We start from the raw sequence: 19,268 nt of genomic DNA on the forward strand, positions 1-19,268 counted from the left end.
GTTGAACTTTCTTAGCACACAATATACTTACGGGTTATCAGTAATTTCAAGTTTGGGGTTGGCATCCACAGGCGGCTTAACAGAGTGATTCTCGCCCTTGATTTCAAACGCAGAGCCTACCTCCTCCAAAGGTTCGACTGAAAGGCGACATCCAAGAGCGGTGAGAATAGTTCTGAGTGTATCTATCCGCGGTGCCTTTTCACTGGATAGCTCTTTCAATAGTACTTGTAGTTCAGTGTGAGTATGCTTGGCGAGTTTAGATATTTCACTTTGCGCTTCAACAGCACTCTCAAGTGCCATCTGGACAGCAGCAATGTTTCCGTGTGTTTGATACTCTTCCATAACCGCTTCAAGATAGCCAATGACATTTCCTCTATCAACGAGTTGTTCAATGAGAACTTCGCGCCATTCTCGGTATTTTCTCATCCGTATGTCTCCTTATGTTGTCTCCAATAAGTTTTTGCACGTACAATATCTCGCTGCTGTGATGACTTATCACCGCCACAGAGCAGCAAAACGATTGTGTTATCGACTTGTCCAAAATAGATGCGATAGCCGGACCCAAAATGAAAGCGCAATTCAAAAACACCATCACCTACAGATCCATAGTCGCCAAGACTGCCTAATTCGATTAAATCAAGCCGTGCCTGGATCCGATCATGTGATTTTGTATCTTGAATAGATTGGAACCATATAGAGAAAGGTTCTCGTCCATTTGCATCCCGATAAACTTGCAATCTTCTTGGATGTGCGTCGCGCATTGATACGTTGTCGTCCGCTCCCTCTCGTGTAGTTTTATGATAATTTTCGATTTTTCAAGAAGCATCACACTCTCTTGATTGCTCTTGGTGGCGAAGCACCGCCGCAATGAATTCCCGAAAAAGCGGGTGTGGTGCAAGCGGTTTTGATTGAAATTCGGGATGAAACTGTGAACCCACCATCCACGGGTGATCCATCACCTCAGCGATTTCGACGAGGCTTTCATCCGGCGACAGTCCACTAAAACAGAGTCCGGCTGCTTCTAATTCCGAGCGATACGCGTTGTTCAGTTCATAGCGATGTCGATGGCGTTCTACAATGATGGGTTGCTGATAGGCAGCATAACTTTTGGTATTTTCTTTAAGCACACAAGGATAGATGCCGAGTCGCATTGTCGCGCCGAGATCAGCGATGGCACGTTGATCAGGCATCAAATCAATGACCGGATAAGGTGTTTCTGAATCTACTTCTGTGCTGTTTGCGGCTTTTAAGTGAGCGGCGTGTCTGGCAAATTCAATCACAAGGCACTGCATACCGAGGCATAATCCGAAGTATGGAATCCGATTTTCACGAGCGTATCGCGCGGCGACCAGCATCCCTTCGATACCCCGATAGCCGAATCCACCGGGGACCAAGATTCCATCAACATCTGAAAAAACGCTGTCAAGGTCCGGTTGTTCTGTGAGTTCTTCAGAATCCATCCATTCTATATCAACAGCGGCTGCGTTGGCAATCCCACCGTGTTTGAGGGCTTCCTGAACGCTGATATAAGCATCGCTGCCCGTTGTATATTTTCCGACGACGGCAATCCGGGTTTCATGTTTCGGATTTTTCAGTTTTTCGACCATTGCAGCCCATTCAGCGTCCATCGGTGGACGTGTTTCAAGTCCAAATCGCTTTAAAACGAGATGTCCCATGCCTTGCCGTTCAAAATTAAGTGGGATTTCATCAACGCATTTCGTGTCGAGCCCTTCAAAAATGTATTCTTCGCTAATTCCGCAGAGGAGTGCGATTTTCTGGCGAAAAGCCTCCTCCAGCGGCTTGCTGGTTCGGCACAGCAACAGGTCTGGTTGAACCCCCAACTCTTGGAGCTTGCGGATACTATGTTGGGTTGGTTTGCTTTTGCTTTCGCCGTTAGGTAAGGTGTAAATGAGAGATACATGGAGGAACAGCGTGTTCTGACGACCCACCTCGACTGCCATCTGCCGAATTGCTTCGACAAAAGGGGGCATTTCAAAGTCACCGATCGTTCCACCTATCTCGGTAATCACAATCTCGGCTTCGTTGTCTTTACCAATCTGGTAGATTCGGCGTTTAATTTCATCCGTAATGTGCGGAATGAGCTGCACCGTCTGACCGAGGTAGTCCCCGCGGCGTTCTTTCGCGATCACTTCACTATAGACGGATCCAGTGGTGAAGTTGGAGTATTGATTGAGATCAATACCGAGAAATCGTTCATAGTTTCCAATGTCAAGATCGGTTTCCGCGCCGTCATGCGTGACAAAAACCTCACCGTGCTGAAACGGGTTCATCACACCGGCATCGACATTCAGATATGGATCAATCTTGACGACAATCACCTTGAAACCGCGATTAATGAGCAGTCTGCCCAAGGACGCGGTAGTGATTCCTTTGCCGATACCTGAGATAACCCCCCCGGTCACAAAAATATATTTTGTCATTTTTACGTTATAATGCCCTCCTTGTACTACAAAAAATACTATAGTTTCCGCATTGACCATCCGGTGTCAGTTTGTTTCTAAAATTTGTTTTACCCGCTCTAAGTCAGCCGGAACATCAACGCCAATAAGTGGTGTGTCGGTTTCGACGACGTGGATAGGGACACCGTGTTCCAAAAAACGGAGTTGTTCTAAACCTTCTGCGAGTTCATAAGGCGTGGACTTCCACTTTGTGAAAGCGAGGAGTTGGTCTCGACGGTAAGCGTACAAGCCGACGTGTCGATATACAGGAAATTTGTGAAGTTCATCCTCACCGATTCTTCCCGGTATAGACGCACGCGAGAAATACAACGCATCTCCCCGCAGGTTTGTAACGACTTTAACGACGTTAACGTCTCGATAGTCTGTAGCAGTCTCAACCCGCTGTTTCAACGTACAAACTTGCACCTCGGGTCTGTCAACGAAAGGTTGTAGCATCAGATCTATCTGCGCAGGTTCAAGAAGCGGTTCATCGCCTTGAATGTTGGCGACAATATCACATCTTAATTCTTCTGCAACAACGGCGACGCGCTCAGTGCCAGTCGCACACGGACCCGTCATTTGGACATTTCCACCGAATTGAGTTACCGCATCGTAAATCCGCTGGTCGTCTGTAGCGACAATAACTTCGTTGAGCATTTTTGCGCGGCACGCGCTTTCATAGACGTGTTGCACCATCGGCTTCCCAAGCAGGTTTGCTAACGGCTTCCCCGCAAAACGGCTTGAGGCATAGCGAGCTGGGATGATTCCTACACTTTGCAACCTTATGCTTCCTTTTAACACCCTAAATTCTTTAGGACTTACGCCCTGCCCTCTTTTGTAGCATAACCTGTTAGGTTGTGCCATCCAAACGCCTGTGTTTGTCCAAGTATCTCTATTTCATAGAAGGTCCGACAGTCAAAATTGCGTCTGTCCTATTCTTTATATTTCTTTCTGTCTTCTAAATCAGTTTAACCCAAAGCGGAGTTAAAAATCAAGAATTTTTTTAATTTCCATTTGCAAATACAATTGGGAAAGTGATAAACTTTAACACAAACAACGGGTTTGTATAAGAAAACAGATAGATAACTCGTATAAAGGAGATTTCAAAATGAAACGAGATTTTCGATTTCTAACATCAACTGCTAAGCACCGCCTGCATCTGGTGTGCTTATTTCTAATATGCACCTTCTCTCTACATATAGTAGGGTTCCTTGGGTTTGAAATTCAGAACGCATCTGCTCAGATCATCGATCCGGATTTAGTCCTATATTTCGATTATGAGGATTTTGATGGCAATACTGTCGTTGGCAAGGCTGGCCGTGGTTATGACGGTGCGATTCAGGGGAAGGTCACACAGTCTGACGATGGGAAGTTTGGCAAAGCTGCTCATTTCGCAGCAGGTAGTTTTCTTGATCTTGATGGACCCAACATCAAGCCTGATGATATTCCAACCGAAGGAATGAGCATTGTCGCGTGGATTAACGTTGAGGCTATCTCAGACATGGCAATTTTCAACGCACGTGCTGCCGATAACACATGGCTTGTGCATCCAGAGGCACGCGGGGACGGAAACTATCGCTGGCTCAATCGGAGTGCAGGCGGCACAACGATCTTTGATATCCGCGCTGGGAAAAATGAAGCCAATGAATGGATACATTATGCCGGCACATTCAGTCGCGCCGACGGGTTAGCTGTGCTTTACATCAACGGAAGCAATGTTGGGGAAGAGAAGGCTCGCGTTGGCACGCCAATCGCACCAGATTGGGGACAGGGGGCTCGCGTCGGTTTTAATATTGATAACAACCGTCCGTTTAATGGACTCATGGATGACCTTAACGTCTGGAAACGTGGTCTGACCGAAGAAGAAGTCAATATTATCATGAACGATAGCGTTGAGGCATTTCTCGCTGTTGAAGCGCAAGGCAAATTGGCGACGACTTGGGGTAGACTCAAAGCCTCACAGTAACGCGAAATCTCAAACGCAGTAGGCACGGTTTTGCGGTGTACTCGCCTCGGTTCATGCCACACGGAGAACCTGAATACCGTTGATTCTGATTCATGCGACATGCATTCCGAACCGTGCCAGACTCAAAGGGTCAAATTCAATACCTTGGCGAGGTAATCTTTCTCGGAGAGCAGGTCTTTGTTAACGCGAATACTCGCTTCGTGGAAACGGTAATCATCTTTACCGCGTCGGTAGTAACACTGCAAGTGTCCTGCTTCAACCGCTTTTTTTAGGTCTGCGCGGGGGATGTCGAGCATGGCCGCCGCTTCTTCCAGATCATACTCGACCACAGTATGGCGTATTTGCATTTTTATTTTCTCCGGCTTCGGTAATGCTTTGTTGAATCTCTTAATCACAACACAAGGACAGGCAATTGTCAACGTTTTTTCGGTTGAAAGCATACTTCATAAGCGTCTCGGTTTTCTGTTGTTTTACAATAGGGTTAGAGGCGGATGCTGAAAATATCTTATCGCGCTGGGATCAAACCTTTTTTGACCGTATTTATGATGCGCCACCACGCCAAGAGCCGATGTGGACGATCATGGGAGGTATCTCAGATCTTGGCGACTATCGCGGTGTGATGGGTGCCTCAATTCTCCTTATGGCCTACGGAAATGAATCCCATCGAGAAACCGGAAAGTTGTTGGCTTCGGCGTATATAGGAGCTGCCGGCATAACGTATGGCATGAAAAGGCTGATAGGCAGGAAACGTCCGCTTGATGAAACTTTGGGGAATCCAGCGATGCCGTCAGGGCACGCCTCTATTATATTTAGTGTTGCAACCATTTTGGGGTATCAATATCCAAAATGGCGGATTCCGCTCTACCTCGGTGCTGGACTCGTCGGGTTCTCGCGCATCTATTTAGGACGACATTATACATCAGATGTCGTCGTTGGCGCAGCAATTGGTACGACAATGGGCATGCTTGTCTGGCATAAACGCATCACGCTACTGAAATGGGAGTTTTAGTTTCTAAAACTTGATTGATTAACACCATTAAATCGTGTTAACACTAAATCACTTGACAATAAAATTCACGCTGTGTAAAATATAGTTACCAAAGGAGGGTGGGACACATGACTTCTAAGAGAGATCGCGTCTATTTCCGATACCAGATTATGAGCAGCATCGGTTTGCTTCTTCTAATTGGTGTATTCTTGGCTGGGTGTGCTGCTACGCCATACCCTTCAGTTGAAGTCTACATGGAACCCGTCGAGGGACGTTTTAACGCCCAAATTGATCCAGAAACGGCGGCGGCGACCGTCGAAAAAAAGGGCGTCGCGGTTACGATTGAACCGATTGATGAGGTCGAACTGTTCGCACTCACCGAAGATCCAAAATTAAATCCTTATCTTATCGTTGAGCGGAATGGGGCTGTTGAACCTATCTACACCGTGTTTGGCATTACCGTCCATAACCGCGACCACCGTCGTGTCCTTGTTGATGACATAGCTGTTCTAATTGATGGAAAGGACACGCAGTATGCCAATCTCTCTACCGATTACTTCGACTCACTTTACGACGATGTAGATATCTCGCACCAGAATCCTTATGTGCCGCTGACTTACCCCTCCTATTATGGGTATCACCAGTCCTATATAGATGCCGAAGCATTAGAGTGGGGACGCATTGTGATAGAAGATAGCGTCTTTGAAAGTGGTAAATTGTTCTCCGGCGCGAGACGGAGTGGTCTTTTAGTTTTCGATCGACTTCCCAGTGACACGACAGACGTTAGGATTGTTGTTCCTGAAGTTCGGATAATTCATTCAGATGGTAAAGCAGATAAATTGCAATTTAAATTTGATTTTAGACAGGTCTTGCAACAAAATAGCGAATAACCTCACCGGCTTAATTCGTCCTAATAACACGCAGGATCGCTAAATAACGAAGGGAGTATACCTAAAATGCGAAATTGGCTTGTCGGATTACTAATAGTAGGACTCGTGTCCATTTTGGGGTGTCAAGCCCAAGACAGGAGCACAGGCCAAACACAGAGGGCACCAAGGGAATTAAAAGTCGCCGTTGCCGCGCCATTTACGGGCAATGCCGCCGCTTTTGGAGAGATGATCCGCCGCGGTGCTGAACTCCAAGCAAAAGAAATTAACGATGCCGGTGGAATCAACGGAATGAAGTTTACACTGGTTTTTGAAGATGATGCCGGTAAAGATGCAGAGGCAAGCCTCGTAGCAGAGCGCATCGCCAATAATCTACAGATCCTTGCGGTCGTTGGACATTTCAACAGTTCTTGCTCGTTGGCTGGAAAACCGATTTATCAACGGGCGGGTATCGTCGAGTTGTCACCCGGGTCCACGAATGTGACGGTTTGTGAAGGGAGCGACTGGACGTTCCGCAACTTGTATCGCGACGATTTCCAAGGAAAATTCATCGCACAATATATTGACAAAGTCTTGACGGACCTGCAATCTGTCGCTGTTTTTTTTGATAACGACGATTATGGGCGTGGTTTAAGGAACGCATTCGTTGACGAAGCTGAAAAGATAGGGCTTGACCTGGTCGCTTCGGAAGCTTATGATCGCGATAATACCGATTTTAAGGCACAACTCACCAGTATTAAAGCCAAAAATCCCGACGCTGTTTTCATCTCAGGACTCTATACTGAAGCAGGCTTGATCGCTAAACAGGCGCGGGAGGCTGGAATTGAGGCACAATTCTTCGGAGCGGACGGTGTGGATTCCCCTGACTTCCTCACAATCGCAGGCGATGCCGCCGAAGGTACTTATCTCACAACGCCTTTTACCTTTGGTGCAGCTGGCGAAGATGCCCTACAGATGGCAGCTAATTTTGAGGAAATGCACGGGGTCGCACCCGATACATGGGCTGCACTGACCTACGATGCCGTTGGAATGATCGCAGAAGCTCTTGAAAAAACTTACAACGCAGAGGCAGCCGTCGCTGATAACCGAAAAGCCATCCGAGACCATTTGGCATCTTTGGATACGCCTGAGGAGGGCTACAAAGGGGTTACGGGGCTAACCTATTTTGATATAAATGGCGATACGGTGAATAAACCGGCTTACGTGAAAATTGTGAAGGATGGACAATTTGTTGCCGCTGATCAGCAACTACTTGAATTAGAGTGATTTTAAAAGGGATTTTTCACCTTATAGAATCGGAACAGTCCGCCATCAGGGAAATAGTCATCAATACGCTCACTTCCTTCGTTTTTAAAAGGGCAATTGAAACTTCGCCACTTTTTGTGGTTTTATTGTTTCTTGACTGACTGCCGAAAGGTGGCGTAGCCACCGCCCTGACTGCTGACGGCAAAAAAAGAAGATTATGGCACAATTTTTAGAGCAAATTATTAACGGATTGGTACTCGGCGGCATCTATGCACTCATCGCGGTCGGTTATACCATGGTTTACGGTATTATCCAACTGATTAACTTCGCACATGGCGAAATTTTCATGTTTGGTGCCTATATCGCACTCATGCTTATAACTGTTTTCGGTATACCGTTCTGGATAGCACTGCCACTGAGTATGATTCTGTGTGGGATGTTAGGAATGCTGATAGATCTGGTCGCATACCGACCGCTTCGGAATGCGCCGCGTCTATCGGCATTGATTACAGCAATAGGTATGTCGTTGGCACTACAGAACCTCGCGCGAATGATTTGGTCAGCCCGGCCCCGTCAATTTCCCTCTGAAGTGCTCCCTACTATTTTCCTGAGTCAGAACGCGGTTTCACTTCCCGGAGGCGCGTCTTTACCTTACAGGGATGTGTTTATTATCCTATTGGCACTCGTTTTAATGGTAGCCCTAAACAGGTTGATTTATCTAACCAAAATCGGCAAAGCCATGCGGGCGTGTGCCCAAAATCCTGTTGCAGCGAATCTGATGGGAATCCGGACAAACCGAGTGATTGCTATAACCTTTATTATCGGTTCTGCCTTAGGGGCGGTCGCGGGAGTGATGGTAGGTTTGCGAGAAGTGGTTACGCCAACAATGGGCTACTATAAAGGAGTCGCGGCTTTTGCCGCTGCGGTTCTCGGCGGTATCGGCAACATTACTGGGGCAATGCTCGGCGGCATCATTATCGGATTAGCCGAGGTTTTTGGAGCGGGGTATATCTCCTCCGGATACCGCTTGGCAATCGCCTATATTATTATGATCGCAGTAATTGTTATTCGTCCTTCTGGACTCTTTGGCAGATCAACGGGGCAGCGCGCTTAATATGAAAAATCGATTAACACCCAAAAACATCATCTTTGGTTTATTTATCTGTTTTCTGCCGTTATTAATGTATGGCATTGATGCCATCGCCCTCTTCCTGTCCCATCAGGATATTTATCTCGGTCTCCCAAGTGGAGATTACATGCTGCGGATTATTGTCCGCGCCTATCTCTATATGCTCTTGGCTATCGGACTGAATATTGTGTGTGGGTTCACAGGACTCCTTGATCTCGGCTATGTCGGGTTTTACCTGATTGGGGGCTATACGGCAGGTTTATTGATGGCGCGCCTCGGCGTGAGTTACTGGATTGCATTGCCGCTCGCTGTGCTCAATGGCGCGTTGTGGGGATTGTTGCGGGGGGCACCCACTTTGCGGCTCACGGGTGATTATTTCGCAATTGTTACCTTTGGGTTTGCTGAGCTGCTCTTCCGTATCGTGAAAAACGAGCAGTGGTTAATTGGCGGTCCAAATGGGTTGGTTCGCGACATTCCGCCACCTGCTATTCTCGGAGTGGTGTTCAATCAGAATTGGCACAATTACTACCATATTCTCATCCTGCTCGTCTTAGTGGTCTTTATCACCTATCGACTGCAGCATTCTCGGGTCGGGAGAGCGTGGGTTGCAATTCGTGAAGATGAACAGGCGGCTGAAAGTATGGGGATCAATGTCAGTCGCTATAAGGCACTGGCATTTGCAGTGAGTGCAGCCATCGGTGGTTTAGGTGGCGGTTTCGTGGCGCAATTCCAAGTTAACATTAGCGCACCTTTCTTTGAATTCTGGGAGTCTATCCTCATCCTCTGTATGGTGGTCCTTGGCGGTATGGGAAGTATAAGGGGTGCAATGATAGGTGCAGCGATTCTCGGATCGTTAGGAGAAGTGCTGAGACCCGGCTTCATTATCCCTTACCAATTTGGCGGGTCACGCTACCTTATTTTTGGGCTTATTCTCATCCTCTTAATGCGTTTCCGCCCCGGTGGATTAACCCTCAAAAAAGCTTAAGGGGTCAGAAATTTGCGTCCCGCTTTTCGCTTCCCGCGTTTTGCGTTTTGCGGTCTACGGTTCGCGGTCTGCGGTTCGCGGATAGCCATCTTTCGCAGATAAGCAGAATTAATGCCCCTGCTACAAACAATTGGAAGCGTTCTCGGTATTTGCCATCTCCATGGATGCTGACGCGCTGCCTTTCCAGTCGCGCTAAATCTGTTCGTAACGCTATGATTCCAGGGGACGCACGATAGTAACGACCACTCCCTGCTTTGGCGATTTCTTGAAGATGCGTTTCGTCTAATACCGTTAGCACAAGTTGTCCGTTGACATCGCGCTTGTACGGCGCAGTCTCTGTACCAGGCACTTGTGGAAGCGGAATCGGGACAGATTGGACAGGATTACCCACACCGACGCAGTAGACGTATACGCCTACCTGACTCGCCGCTTTAGCTGCTGAGATTGACGCTTCTCCGTGATCCTCCCCATCTGTAAACAGGATCAGCACCTTCTGTCCTCTATCATCGGGGTCTATTGCTGTTAGGTCGTCCTGATCCGAAGTCAGTCGCTCGGTCGCTATCTCTATGGCATTGCCGATGCGGGTGCCGCTATGGATCAGTGTATCGGCGGTTATTGCTGCTAAGAATTCTCTGAGCGTGTCGGTATCCTTCGTCAATGGACATACCACGAAACTCGCTTCGGCGAAGTAAAGCAGACCGAATCGGTCACCCTCAAGTTCCGCTAAGAGTGAGAAGATAGCCTCTTTAGCCTGCGTGAGTCGTCGAACAGATGTGTTATCTTCTGCCAGCATACTCGTTGAAATATCAAGCCCAAGCATAACGTCCAACCTTTCTGCAACCCGTTCAGGTGCCGTGCCCCATTGTGGGCGAGCGATCGCCAGCGTCAGAAAAAGATAACTCAACAACAGCAACCCCGCTTGAACTTTGTGTCGTCGTAGATGCGCCGGATCCACATTACTGTGGAATCGCAGCAGCGCCCTCCGTTTCTGTCGCAATCCGAAGAGTAGCAACAGAATTAGTGGCGGAATTGCCCATAGGAAGTGGAGAAATTCTGGATGACCAAAACGGAGCCAGTTCATTTTTTATTTTCCTATAGAAAAAATAAGTCCGAAACTACTATAATAGATGTAGGATTATTTCACTGGTAGTTGCGGTTTTGCAGCGTACTCGCTCAAATGGGACGTGCATTCTAACCGCACCAGTCACCGAGTGCACACTTAATTGTGGGTTTTACTATAAAAGGTATTGACTGATGATTGCTAACCGCTGAGGGGCGTAGCCGCCCCGAGAGCACAGTGTCTATGTTAGAGGAGGCTGATTATGTTAGAGACACAGAAAACGTCCCAGGCATCCACGCCTATCAATCGCTTCTACTTACGCTATTTGCGCGAACAGGTCCTCCAGTTCACCCAAGAAGAGTTGGCTGAAAACATAAACATTTCTGTCCAGACAGTCAGAAACTGGGAGACCGGCAGAACACAGCCAAACCAAAAACAACGCCCCATTTTGGAAAGATGCTTAGGTATCGCCCCCGGGCACCTTGCGTTGAACATCAAGGAGATTCTCTACGAAGATTTCAACGCTGCCTATTTCGGGGATGAAGCCGCTCGCCAACGACTCAGCTGGGCTTATGAAAACAGAAAACTCACAAAATTTATTGATGGTCTCAGTTCTGAGTCAATAGAGCGATAATGTTTGAGAACCGCCAAAGTCTAAAAAAGCCGAAACTTGTCCATTTTCAGGAAATATTAGAAAAAACTTGCCTGTTTTTTGGATATTCAGGTAAAATTAATACCATAATAGGAAAAAATATATTTTTTCCTTGACAAAAACGCGCGTTTTTAATATAATATTTATTGTATTGGTAGTTTCCTCTGTTTTGAGAGGCGCCGAGGGTGGTGAAAGCACCCATTGACGCGGCACTGCCATTAGTACGGAATGACAGTGCTAACCTACATTGTAGCATAAAACCCCTTGTTTTGTGAAGTTGTTGGGTTAGCACCTTATACAATGGCGGGTTGCCAAAAATGCAAGGAACTTTATTTTTTTTCTCTTGCCAAAGCAATCCGATGAACACAGAATAAACCGGTGCTATTAGGCAGCGGATATATTGCTATAGGAGATTCCAAATGTTGAAAGCATACTTCAAGAAGTCTTCTTTGAAGAAGTCTTCTTCAAAAAAGAAGGCATACGCTAAACCCGAACTTTACCCTCTCGGCCGTGCCACGTTTCTTACCCATGGAAGCAATGTCGGGAGTGATAGTGAGAAAGACTCGAATGGGCAGGAGATTTTATATAACTCCGGTGGGTAGGTGCTCCCCTAATTGTGCCAGAAACGTTTCAGAGACGTTTCGCACTCCTTCATAATTAAGGAGGAAGCCTAAAAGGAGGAAGCCGTTTGGCAGCGTCAAAACAGAAACAAGATTTTGGAGGCGGCAGGATCGCCCTCCGCTTGTTAGGATATCTCAAACCGTATTTGGGCTTAGCCCTGCTATGTGTGCTCCTCAATGCTGTTTACCGGGCACTCCATCTGGTAACTCCGTGGGTAGAAGGTCAACTTTTCGATCGTGTATTTGGTGAAAAGGATGCCGATTTTCTACCCATTCTTGTAGGCTTCTGGATGGCCCTTGCAGTCGCCATCTATTTCTCGAATTGTGGATTGGCGTATTTTGTGACTCTGGTCACAGGTCAAACTCGCCGTGATCTGCAACTGCAGGTTTATGAACACCTGCGATTCCTGCCGTGCCGTTTCTACGATAATCACACGACAGGGCAGATCATGGCTTATGTCAATTCCGATACGCCTACCGCCGCAGAAGGGATTTTAGCGATCGGTTGGATTATCGTTGCAGGTCTTGAATTTGTCATTACCTTGGGCGTGGTGTTCTGGGTGAACCCTTGGTTGGGGTTATTCAGTATTCCCTTTGCTCTCGCGGTGGTTTACCTTCCAGTTATTTTCCGATCCCCTGTGCAGAACGCTTCAAAGCGAGTCTTACGGGAACGAGAAAGTATTTCGACACGACTTCAAGAAGGGATCGCGGGGTCCCGCGAAATAAAATCGCTCTGTCATGAGATGCGAGACATGGGGCTCATCCAGCATTCAATAGAAACCCTCGTTCGTGCAGAGGTCTATCAAAGGTTAGTCGCTGCACTGACAGCACTCGGACCCCTTGCATCTTGGTTGGGAACTCCGCTTTTTTTTCTCATCGGTGGAAAAATGGTCCTTGCTGGAGATATTAGCCTCGGTTTTTTGTGGATGGCGAACCGTTATTTGAACCTACTCACCTTTCCGCTCTATCAAGCTCAGCAGGAATATCAAAATTTCCTCAGAGCTGGGGAAGGTGCAAAGCGGGTGTTCACTTTCCTTGAGGAAAATCAAACCGAATCGACTGAGGGGATCGAGGCTGTAGAATTGGAGGGAAAGGTCCGATTTGAATCCGTTTACTTCCGTTATAGTGAGAACGAGGAAGTCCTACAGGATGTCACCTTTGGGATCCAACCGGGTCAACTTGTAGCAGTTGTAGGCCCAAGCGGGGCAGGAAAAAGCACGATCCTCAATCTCATTCCGCGTTTCTACGAACCTACCCAAGGACGAATATTTGTTGATGCACATGACATAACGACACTCCATCTAAGTACCTTACGATCTCAGATCGGCACAGTGTTTCAAGCCCCTTATCTCTTTTCGGGTTCAATTGAGGAAAATATCCGAATGGGTGCTCGACACCCTGAGACAGTGACAGCAGAGGACATCATTGATGCGGCTATCGCCGCGAATGCCCATGAGTTTATCACGCAACTTGAAAAGGGTTACGCCACAGAGATAGGCGAGCGGGGCATCAAACTCTCTGGAGGCGAACAGCAACGGATTGCCATTGCTCGTGTGCTAATTCGGAATCCTAAACTGCTCTTGTTAGATGAAGCCACTTCCTCACTGGACTCAGAGACAGAGAAGGTCGTTATGGAAGCGTTGGAACGACTGATGAAGGGAAGGACTTCCTTTGTGATTGCTCACCGGTTGTCTACTGTGTTGAATGCGGATGTAATACTTGCCTTGGAAAACGGCAAAATTGTAGAAACAGGCACGCATCAGGAGCTCCTTGCACAAAGAGGGTTATATGAGCGTTTGTATCGCTTGCAATTTGAGGAGACCTCTGGTGATAGAAAATAGTAAAACTTATTCCGCATCTAGGAATTCTACCGAAAACTGAGGTAAGTCGTATAAAGTCATGTTTTTTTCAAGATTGGGTCAACTTTCAATCCCCGAACATGTGCATTTCGTAGTCTTTGATGAGAAGGATGGCTTTCCTGCATCAGCGACCCTCTTAAATTATGAGAGTGGAGAGTTCTACACTTTAGATGGTGTCGGTCTTGATTTCTGGTATCTTATTCAAGATAAACGGAGTCTTGAGGAAATTGTGGCGGCGCTAATGTCAATATATGAGATTACCGCAGAGACCCTCTGGAGAGATATTGAGACGTTAGTTGAATCTCTGCTTGAAAAAGGGATCCTCACACGTTTAGATGCCAGAAAATAAAAAGGTCATTCTTAAAATCACTTCACGGTTTTCTGCTGGAACATGTTGATGAAAGTTCCTCTATTAAAGTTGAGTATGTGCATGAAGATTGCGAGTTTGTATCCATTGATACGCGGGTACGCGGAAGCAGATTGGGATTTTATACGTGCTTTATTGTGTTCCTCGAGGAAAATCAACAATTTCCATGTGTTTCTACCGCTTGATTGCCAACCACCAAAATCGTTTCCTAATATTTCAGGTGTATCCATCCATAGTGTCATAGAATTGGCAGAATTCTTTCAAGAGAATTCCATTGATGTTTGGCATGACTTTGGGTATAGCGATGTTTCCCATCTAACGCATCTCCGCGGGTTAAGTGGTCAGATTTTTCCAATTACGATACAGGTTCAGCCGTGGCGTTTGGCATTAGATCCCCTGAAAATAAGTAAAGGGCTAACTGAATATGATGCCCTTTTATGTTCAAAACCTTCGATTTGCAGAATTGTTCATCAGTCCGCCCAAAGTTTCCCGAGTTCAAACTTCATCCCTGAAATCTTTACAATTCCATCCGGGGTAAACACTTCAACAGAGATCATCTCTGATAAACAAGATGCACGATACCTTCTTGATCTTCCAGGACAAGACTTAATCATCTTATGTTTGACAGATTTCTCTGTTTATGAGGGTGGGGACCTATTTCCGCTGTTTCATGCGTTTCAAGTTGTTGCTGAAAAACATGGGGATGTTCGGCTGATTATAAGCGGCTTTGATGAATATGGATATGCCGACAAGTTTCAGAATTTTCTTGACAATTCGCATTTAGGTAGACAGATTATATTGATGCCAAATGCAAGTAAATCCGCGCAATCGCTCCTACTTTCGGCTGCAGATATATTTATTTCCCCTTCTGATACAATTCATCGGGATAACCAAATTCAAGTCCTCAGAGCAATGGGAAATAACCTTCCTGTCATCGTAACTGACGATGACGATGGAGGGGTAATAGCACACGGTAAAAATGGTTTAAAACTAAGGCGAATATGTCAACCTTCCAGTTATGACGCGTTAAACAACTATATGCCTCTCGTATCCGAGGATGTTAAACCTTTGATTCTATCACAAGGTATCGTCGTTGATACCCAACAAATCATAGAATTCTTGACACTGCTGATTGAAGATCGCGAATTGCGTCAGACCCTTGGAAAAACCGCGCGTCACTATGTGGTGGCAAATCATGGATGGGAAACAATGGTCAACAGGTATATTAGTCTGTGGCAGACGTTGCGTGAAAGGGTGCCATCGGACTTGCAGCACACAAAGTCATCAGAGATTCAGGGGGATATCCTATTCCGCGATGCTAACACCAGAGATTTCTCTTTTTTCTCATTCATGTCTGCGGACCTTGAAGAGGATACCTCTTTACAACTTACTTCTGTCGGTAAAACACTCTTGGAGACACAACATCTTATTAGTTACGATGTGATGAAGGATATAATTTATCCTCCTGTCGTTTTTAAGATTCTGAATTTGGCAAGGGCTGTGACCACCGGAGCAGAGATTATCAATTCACTGCTCTTGTTAACGGATGGCGACGATACCGATAATTTAGTACCAAATATCACCTATCACATCATGTGGTGTGTAAAGCAAGGGTTTATTTCACTCAGCAAGAACGGACAATCATTATGAACGTGTATGGAGGTTTTTTACCATTAGATCCGAATATAGGTGATCCCGGATACCGCAACGGATCCAGCCAAGGCATCTATGGGGCAAGGGTTGCCACTAAACAGTTTCTGAAAAACCTACTGCGGTATGGGGATTTTGAAGCGTACCATTTTTTTAATCCAGGGCGCTATAAGCCACAGGAAGCGGGTGAGGTAGAAGCCTATTTTGGATTATTGGAACCGGATCCTCGCATCAAACTTTTGAAACTTGAGGATTTTGGGAAGGCGGTGCAAGAAACAAACTACCTCGTATTTCATAGTCCTCAAGGACCTGATATTGCCCAAATGCTCTATCTCCGGAATCAGATTAGTCGCCAAAATATCCCCATAACGGGAGTTACACATACCATTAGTTACCAGTTTCAGCTTGTAAACTTTCTCACTCTGCCTCTCATAGGAGCACAACAGTGGGATTCAATTGTATGTTTGGAAGTTCCGGCTGTGAAGGTTATGAAGAACCATTTTTCTCACTTACAGAATCGTTTATTTCAGCAATTTGGCTTCAATCTGGAATATAAAGGAAGGTTAGACAGTATTCCTTTAGGCGTAGATACGCAAACTTATCGTCCTCGAGAGAAACAAGCACTAAGACAGCATTTTGGCTTACCTAACGATAAAGTCATTCTACTCTGGATCGGACGTTTTTCACATTACGACAAGATGGACCTACAACCGTTACTCATTGCATTCAAAAAGGCTCTGGAGAAGTGTTCAGAAGATAGAGCGGTCCTTGTATTGGCAGGAGATGATAGTCGCTACGACTACGCTGAGAAGGTCACTGCCTACGCCACGCAGCTCGATATTCAAGAGCAAGTTATCATACTTAAAAATCGTCCTCGGATTGACTTCCCGTTACTTTATTCCGCTGCAGATGTCTTTGTTTCGCCGAGTGATAACGTTCAAGAAACGTTTGGACAGACGGTTTTGGAAGGCATGTCTTCTGGACTCCCGGTTGTTTGCTCGGATTGGGAGGGATACAGCATCTCGGTGATTCATGGAAGAACCGGTTTTCGGGTCCCCACCTATTGGATGGAATGTGATGAGACAATCTGTGATTATGCTCCTTTTTTGCCTTTCAGACTTAACCACCTTTACTTAAGTCAGTCTGTATGTGTTGATGTTGAGCAGATGAGTGAAGTGTTACTTTTCTTGATCTTGCATGATGATTTGCGTTCTAAAATGGGCCGACAGGCACGCCAACATGTCCTTGACACTTACGACTGGAAGATTATCATTGGTCGTTATATGGAGTTATGGGAGGAACTGCATAAAATTGCCTCCCATCATGCCTTACCCTTACAACAGTCTTCGTGGTTCCGTCCAGCATATTTTCAGACTTTCCAGCACTACGCTACAATGACTCTGCAGCCAACCACCAGAGTCCGGAAAACTCCCTTGATTTTGACATCTACGGGAAGCAACGCTCCACCATGGTATGAGGAAATGGATGTAAAACTCCAACCAGAGATTATCGATGCGATTCTCAGTCACTCGACGGATTGGATAGCCGTAGCAGAACTTGAAGCAAACCTTTGCACTATAATTCAAACGACACCTGAGGTTTTTCGGTATCACCTTTTGTATTTACTGAAATACCACTGTCTTTCCTTTGATGTGGATACACTCGAGAAAGCTGCCACAGATTTGAGAAATCTCAATGTTGAAGGACATCGTGAGGGGGAGTGCCAATGATAGCGTGCACCTTGATGGACATTTATCCCGAAAACGACTCCACAACCGCCTCCACCCTGGTAGATATCAGCGCGAAAGTAATCGTTCGCTTTGAGAGCGAGGCTGAAGGGGAGGTTTTGATAGATCCAGAAAAAAAAATTGCCGTAGCTGCTGAGGGCCATGTCTTTAATACCTCAATCGAATACAGAATAGCCGCTGAGGCACTGCAACGCTATATAGAAAAGGGGGTTGATGGGCTGCTTGCTATGAACGGGCAATATACCGTGATTGTTTACGACTGTCACCAGCACAAGCTCATCGCCTTGACAGATAAGTTGAGTACCTGTTCGTTGTTCTATGAGCAGGTCGGTTCTTCCACAAATAGACTTTCACTCTCGAATACACTCAGTTGGTTTAAGAAAACGAGAGAAATGCCTCACCTTGACCCTACGTACATGATAGCATATCTCGGGGGGCACCCCAGACCCGTGGGGAGTACCCCGTTTAGAGATGTTCAACGGTTACCGCTTGCGACGGGGCTAACGTTTGAAAGTCGAAAACTGCGAATGAAACTGTGGCAATACTGGTGGCCATTCCCTCAAAAGACTTCATTGCCCGAGAATATCTGTACTCGCCGCCTTAACGAAGTGATGACAGAAGTTACTCACGAATTCATGACTTATTATCGGGATTCAATCGGAGTCTTTTTGAGTGGCGGTCTTGACTCATCTTATGTCTATGCGGTAGCGGCTGATATGGGGCACCGCCCTCCAATTGCTTTTCATTATTCATTTCAAATATCTGAGTGCAACGAGGTAGAATGGGCACAGGATGTGGTCAATCACTATGGCGGTAAATTGGTACGTATGGATTTCGGAAAATTGTGGACTTTTCAAGGATTTCCTGATATGCCTACTACAGAGGAGCCAGTGAGTTCGACGTTTCAAAGTAAGGAAATTATAGACCATGCCACCACTTCTCGCGGTATCCGTCTCATGCTAAATGGACTTGGTGGGGACGACTTCTTTGATGCACCTGAGCATATCCTGTTCGCCGACATGTTAACTTGGCGGCATCCCATTCGCACTTTGAAAAGACTTAATAACCGAGTGAAAAATGGGGAGCACTCATACATGGATTTAATGCGCCATGCCCCCACAAGACCTCAAAGAATTGTGCCAATCCCTCCTGAATATCTTTCCCACTCGCAGTTGACTCATGCAAGTCCTCTCCGAGGGTTTCGGGCGAAAACCTGGGTCCAGAAACGTATGGAATTCTGTCTCAGAACAGCCCGTCCGTATGTTGGAATCCCAGCACCATATCTGCATCATAGTCCTTTGTTTGATCCACGTATTCTTGAGGTCGCTGCTGCTTTGCCCATGCAAAACCTCCATAGCAATGAAAGCACAAAAATTGTGCTTCGGGAAGCTGCACAGTCATATCTTCCGGAGCGGGTTGTTAAGCGAAAAAAAGAGAACCCTCATAATCCCATTCTTTTGCAGGGATTACATCGAGAGTGGCCGGCCATTATCCCTTATTTCCAACAGAATGCTAGGTTGTATGATGTTGGACTTGTAGACCGAGACAAATTTATTTCTGCACTCCAGAGTTTTCGCGGCGGAAATACCAAGTTTACTCCATTTATCGTAAAAGCTTTCGCTTGTGAGGCTTGGTTAGCAAAACAGTAAGTGC

General features: G+C 46.3%; 18 protein-coding genes. 12 read left to right on the plus strand and 6 right to left on the minus strand.

The window, feature by feature from the left end:
* Positions 1 to 27 precede the first annotated feature (27 nt).
* From OXN25_02600 to kdsB, 4 genes are all read right to left on the minus strand, one after another.
* Positions 28 to 426, minus strand: a complete 399-nt coding sequence (locus tag OXN25_02600) for a hypothetical protein (protein MDE0423740.1) — start codon at positions 424 to 426, stop codon at positions 28 to 30.
* On the minus strand, positions 423 to 761 hold the full coding sequence (locus OXN25_02605) for a type II toxin-antitoxin system RelE/ParE family toxin (protein ID MDE0423741.1): 339 nt from the start codon (positions 759 to 761) through the stop codon (positions 423 to 425). The genes OXN25_02600 and OXN25_02605 overlap by 4 nt, the downstream gene beginning before the upstream one ends.
* A gap of 54 nt (positions 762 to 815) precedes the next feature.
* Positions 816 to 2,441 (minus strand): CTP synthase, encoded by a 1,626-nt coding sequence (locus OXN25_02610; GenBank protein MDE0423742.1) that lies wholly within the window; start codon positions 2,439 to 2,441, stop codon positions 816 to 818.
* Positions 2,442 to 2,507: 66 nt separating this feature from the next.
* On the minus strand, positions 2,508 to 3,239 hold the full coding sequence (kdsB, locus tag OXN25_02615; GenBank protein MDE0423743.1) for a 3-deoxy-manno-octulosonate cytidylyltransferase: 732 nt from the start codon (positions 3,237 to 3,239) through the stop codon (positions 2,508 to 2,510).
* 328 nt (positions 3,240 to 3,567) lie between these two features.
* Here kdsB and OXN25_02620 point away from each other — a divergent pair, with 328 nt between their 5' ends.
* Complete coding sequence (locus tag OXN25_02620) at positions 3,568 to 4,425, plus strand: LamG domain-containing protein (GenBank protein ID MDE0423744.1); 858 nt, start codon at positions 3,568 to 3,570, stop codon at positions 4,423 to 4,425.
* Positions 4,426 to 4,547: 122 nt separating this feature from the next.
* Here the strand turns inward: OXN25_02620 and OXN25_02625 are convergent, their stop codons facing one another.
* Complete coding sequence (locus OXN25_02625; GenBank protein MDE0423745.1) at positions 4,548 to 4,772, minus strand: hypothetical protein; 225 nt, start codon at positions 4,770 to 4,772, stop codon at positions 4,548 to 4,550.
* A gap of 65 nt (positions 4,773 to 4,837) precedes the next feature.
* On the opposite strand from OXN25_02625, the gene OXN25_02630 reads away from it, so the two are divergent.
* The 5 genes from OXN25_02630 to OXN25_02650 all read left to right on the plus strand — a co-directional run bounded on the left by OXN25_02630 (position 4,838) and on the right by OXN25_02650 (position 9,659).
* Positions 4,838 to 5,434: a phosphatase PAP2 family protein gene (locus OXN25_02630; protein ID MDE0423746.1), complete on the plus strand. Its 597-nt coding sequence runs from the start codon at positions 4,838 to 4,840 to the stop codon at positions 5,432 to 5,434.
* 107 nt (positions 5,435 to 5,541) lie between these two features.
* Positions 5,542 to 6,303 (plus strand): hypothetical protein, encoded by a 762-nt coding sequence (locus OXN25_02635; GenBank protein MDE0423747.1) that lies wholly within the window; start codon positions 5,542 to 5,544, stop codon positions 6,301 to 6,303.
* 66 nt (positions 6,304 to 6,369) lie between these two features.
* Positions 6,370 to 7,566 (plus strand): ABC transporter substrate-binding protein, encoded by a 1,197-nt coding sequence (locus OXN25_02640; GenBank protein ID MDE0423748.1) that lies wholly within the window; start codon positions 6,370 to 6,372, stop codon positions 7,564 to 7,566.
* A gap of 196 nt (positions 7,567 to 7,762) precedes the next feature.
* Positions 7,763 to 8,659, plus strand: coding sequence for a branched-chain amino acid ABC transporter permease (locus OXN25_02645; GenBank protein ID MDE0423749.1), 897 nt, complete (start codon positions 7,763 to 7,765; stop codon positions 8,657 to 8,659).
* 1 nt (position 8,660) lies between these two features.
* Positions 8,661 to 9,659 (plus strand): branched-chain amino acid ABC transporter permease, encoded by a 999-nt coding sequence (locus tag OXN25_02650; GenBank protein ID MDE0423750.1) that lies wholly within the window; start codon positions 8,661 to 8,663, stop codon positions 9,657 to 9,659.
* 4 nt (positions 9,660 to 9,663) lie between these two features.
* Here OXN25_02650 and OXN25_02655 read toward each other — a convergent pair whose 3' ends face one another.
* Positions 9,664 to 10,740, minus strand: a complete 1,077-nt coding sequence (locus OXN25_02655) for a VWA domain-containing protein (protein ID MDE0423751.1) — start codon at positions 10,738 to 10,740, stop codon at positions 9,664 to 9,666.
* A 241-nt stretch (positions 10,741 to 10,981) separates the two neighbouring features.
* Between OXN25_02655 and OXN25_02660 the strand changes: the two genes are divergently transcribed.
* From OXN25_02660 to OXN25_02685, 6 genes are all read left to right on the plus strand, one after another.
* Positions 10,982 to 11,353, plus strand: coding sequence for a helix-turn-helix transcriptional regulator (locus tag OXN25_02660; GenBank protein MDE0423752.1), 372 nt, complete (start codon positions 10,982 to 10,984; stop codon positions 11,351 to 11,353).
* A 706-nt stretch (positions 11,354 to 12,059) separates the two neighbouring features.
* Positions 12,060 to 13,832, plus strand: coding sequence for an ABC transporter ATP-binding protein (locus tag OXN25_02665; protein ID MDE0423753.1), 1,773 nt, complete (start codon positions 12,060 to 12,062; stop codon positions 13,830 to 13,832).
* Positions 13,833 to 13,890: 58 nt separating this feature from the next.
* On the plus strand, positions 13,891 to 14,199 hold the full coding sequence (locus tag OXN25_02670) for a PqqD family protein (protein ID MDE0423754.1): 309 nt from the start codon (positions 13,891 to 13,893) through the stop codon (positions 14,197 to 14,199).
* Between the two features lie 48 nt (positions 14,200 to 14,247).
* Complete coding sequence (locus OXN25_02675) at positions 14,248 to 15,867, plus strand: glycosyltransferase family 4 protein (GenBank protein MDE0423755.1); 1,620 nt, start codon at positions 14,248 to 14,250, stop codon at positions 15,865 to 15,867.
* A complete protein-coding gene (locus OXN25_02680; protein MDE0423756.1) occupies positions 15,864 to 17,597 on the plus strand; it encodes a glycosyltransferase family 4 protein in 1,734 nt (577 codons plus the stop codon). Before OXN25_02675 ends, OXN25_02680 begins: the two co-directional genes overlap by 4 nt.
* Positions 17,594 to 19,264, plus strand: coding sequence for an asparagine synthase-related protein (locus OXN25_02685; protein ID MDE0423757.1), 1,671 nt, complete (start codon positions 17,594 to 17,596; stop codon positions 19,262 to 19,264). Before OXN25_02680 ends, OXN25_02685 begins: the two co-directional genes overlap by 4 nt.
* Positions 19,265 to 19,268 lie beyond the last annotated feature (4 nt).

It is taken from the genome of Candidatus Poribacteria bacterium, from assembly GCA_028820845.1.
In the GTDB taxonomy this organism is placed as follows: Bacteria; Poribacteria; WGA-4E; order WGA-4E; family WGA-3G; genus WGA-3G.

Excerpts from the sequence above, each read along its gene's own strand:
- OXN25_02600 (MDE0423740.1), bottom strand. The coding sequence starts at position 426 with ATGAGAAAATACCGAGAATGGCGCGAAGTTCTCATTGAACAACTCGTT.
- OXN25_02605 (MDE0423741.1), bottom strand. The coding sequence starts at position 761 with ATGCGCGACGCACATCCAAGAAGATTGCAAGTTTATCGGGATGCAAAT.
- OXN25_02610 (MDE0423742.1), bottom strand. The coding sequence starts at position 2,441 with ATGACAAAATATATTTTTGTGACCGGGGGGGTTATCTCAGGTATCGGC.
- OXN25_02620 (MDE0423744.1), top strand. The coding sequence starts at position 3,568 with ATGAAACGAGATTTTCGATTTCTAACATCAACTGCTAAGCACCGCCTG.
- OXN25_02625 (MDE0423745.1), bottom strand. The coding sequence starts at position 4,772 with ATGCAAATACGCCATACTGTGGTCGAGTATGATCTGGAAGAAGCGGCG.
- OXN25_02635 (MDE0423747.1), top strand. The coding sequence starts at position 5,542 with ATGACTTCTAAGAGAGATCGCGTCTATTTCCGATACCAGATTATGAGC.
- OXN25_02640 (MDE0423748.1), top strand. The coding sequence starts at position 6,370 with ATGCGAAATTGGCTTGTCGGATTACTAATAGTAGGACTCGTGTCCATT.
- OXN25_02645 (MDE0423749.1), top strand. The coding sequence starts at position 7,763 with ATGGCACAATTTTTAGAGCAAATTATTAACGGATTGGTACTCGGCGGC.
- OXN25_02650 (MDE0423750.1), top strand. The coding sequence starts at position 8,661 with ATGAAAAATCGATTAACACCCAAAAACATCATCTTTGGTTTATTTATC.
- OXN25_02655 (MDE0423751.1), bottom strand. The coding sequence starts at position 10,740 with ATGAACTGGCTCCGTTTTGGTCATCCAGAATTTCTCCACTTCCTATGG.
- OXN25_02660 (MDE0423752.1), top strand. The coding sequence starts at position 10,982 with ATGTTAGAGACACAGAAAACGTCCCAGGCATCCACGCCTATCAATCGC.
- OXN25_02670 (MDE0423754.1), top strand. The coding sequence starts at position 13,891 with ATGTTTTTTTCAAGATTGGGTCAACTTTCAATCCCCGAACATGTGCAT.
- OXN25_02675 (MDE0423755.1), top strand. The coding sequence starts at position 14,248 with ATGAAAGTTCCTCTATTAAAGTTGAGTATGTGCATGAAGATTGCGAGT.
- OXN25_02680 (MDE0423756.1), top strand. The coding sequence starts at position 15,864 with ATGAACGTGTATGGAGGTTTTTTACCATTAGATCCGAATATAGGTGAT.
- OXN25_02685 (MDE0423757.1), top strand. The coding sequence starts at position 17,594 with ATGATAGCGTGCACCTTGATGGACATTTATCCCGAAAACGACTCCACA.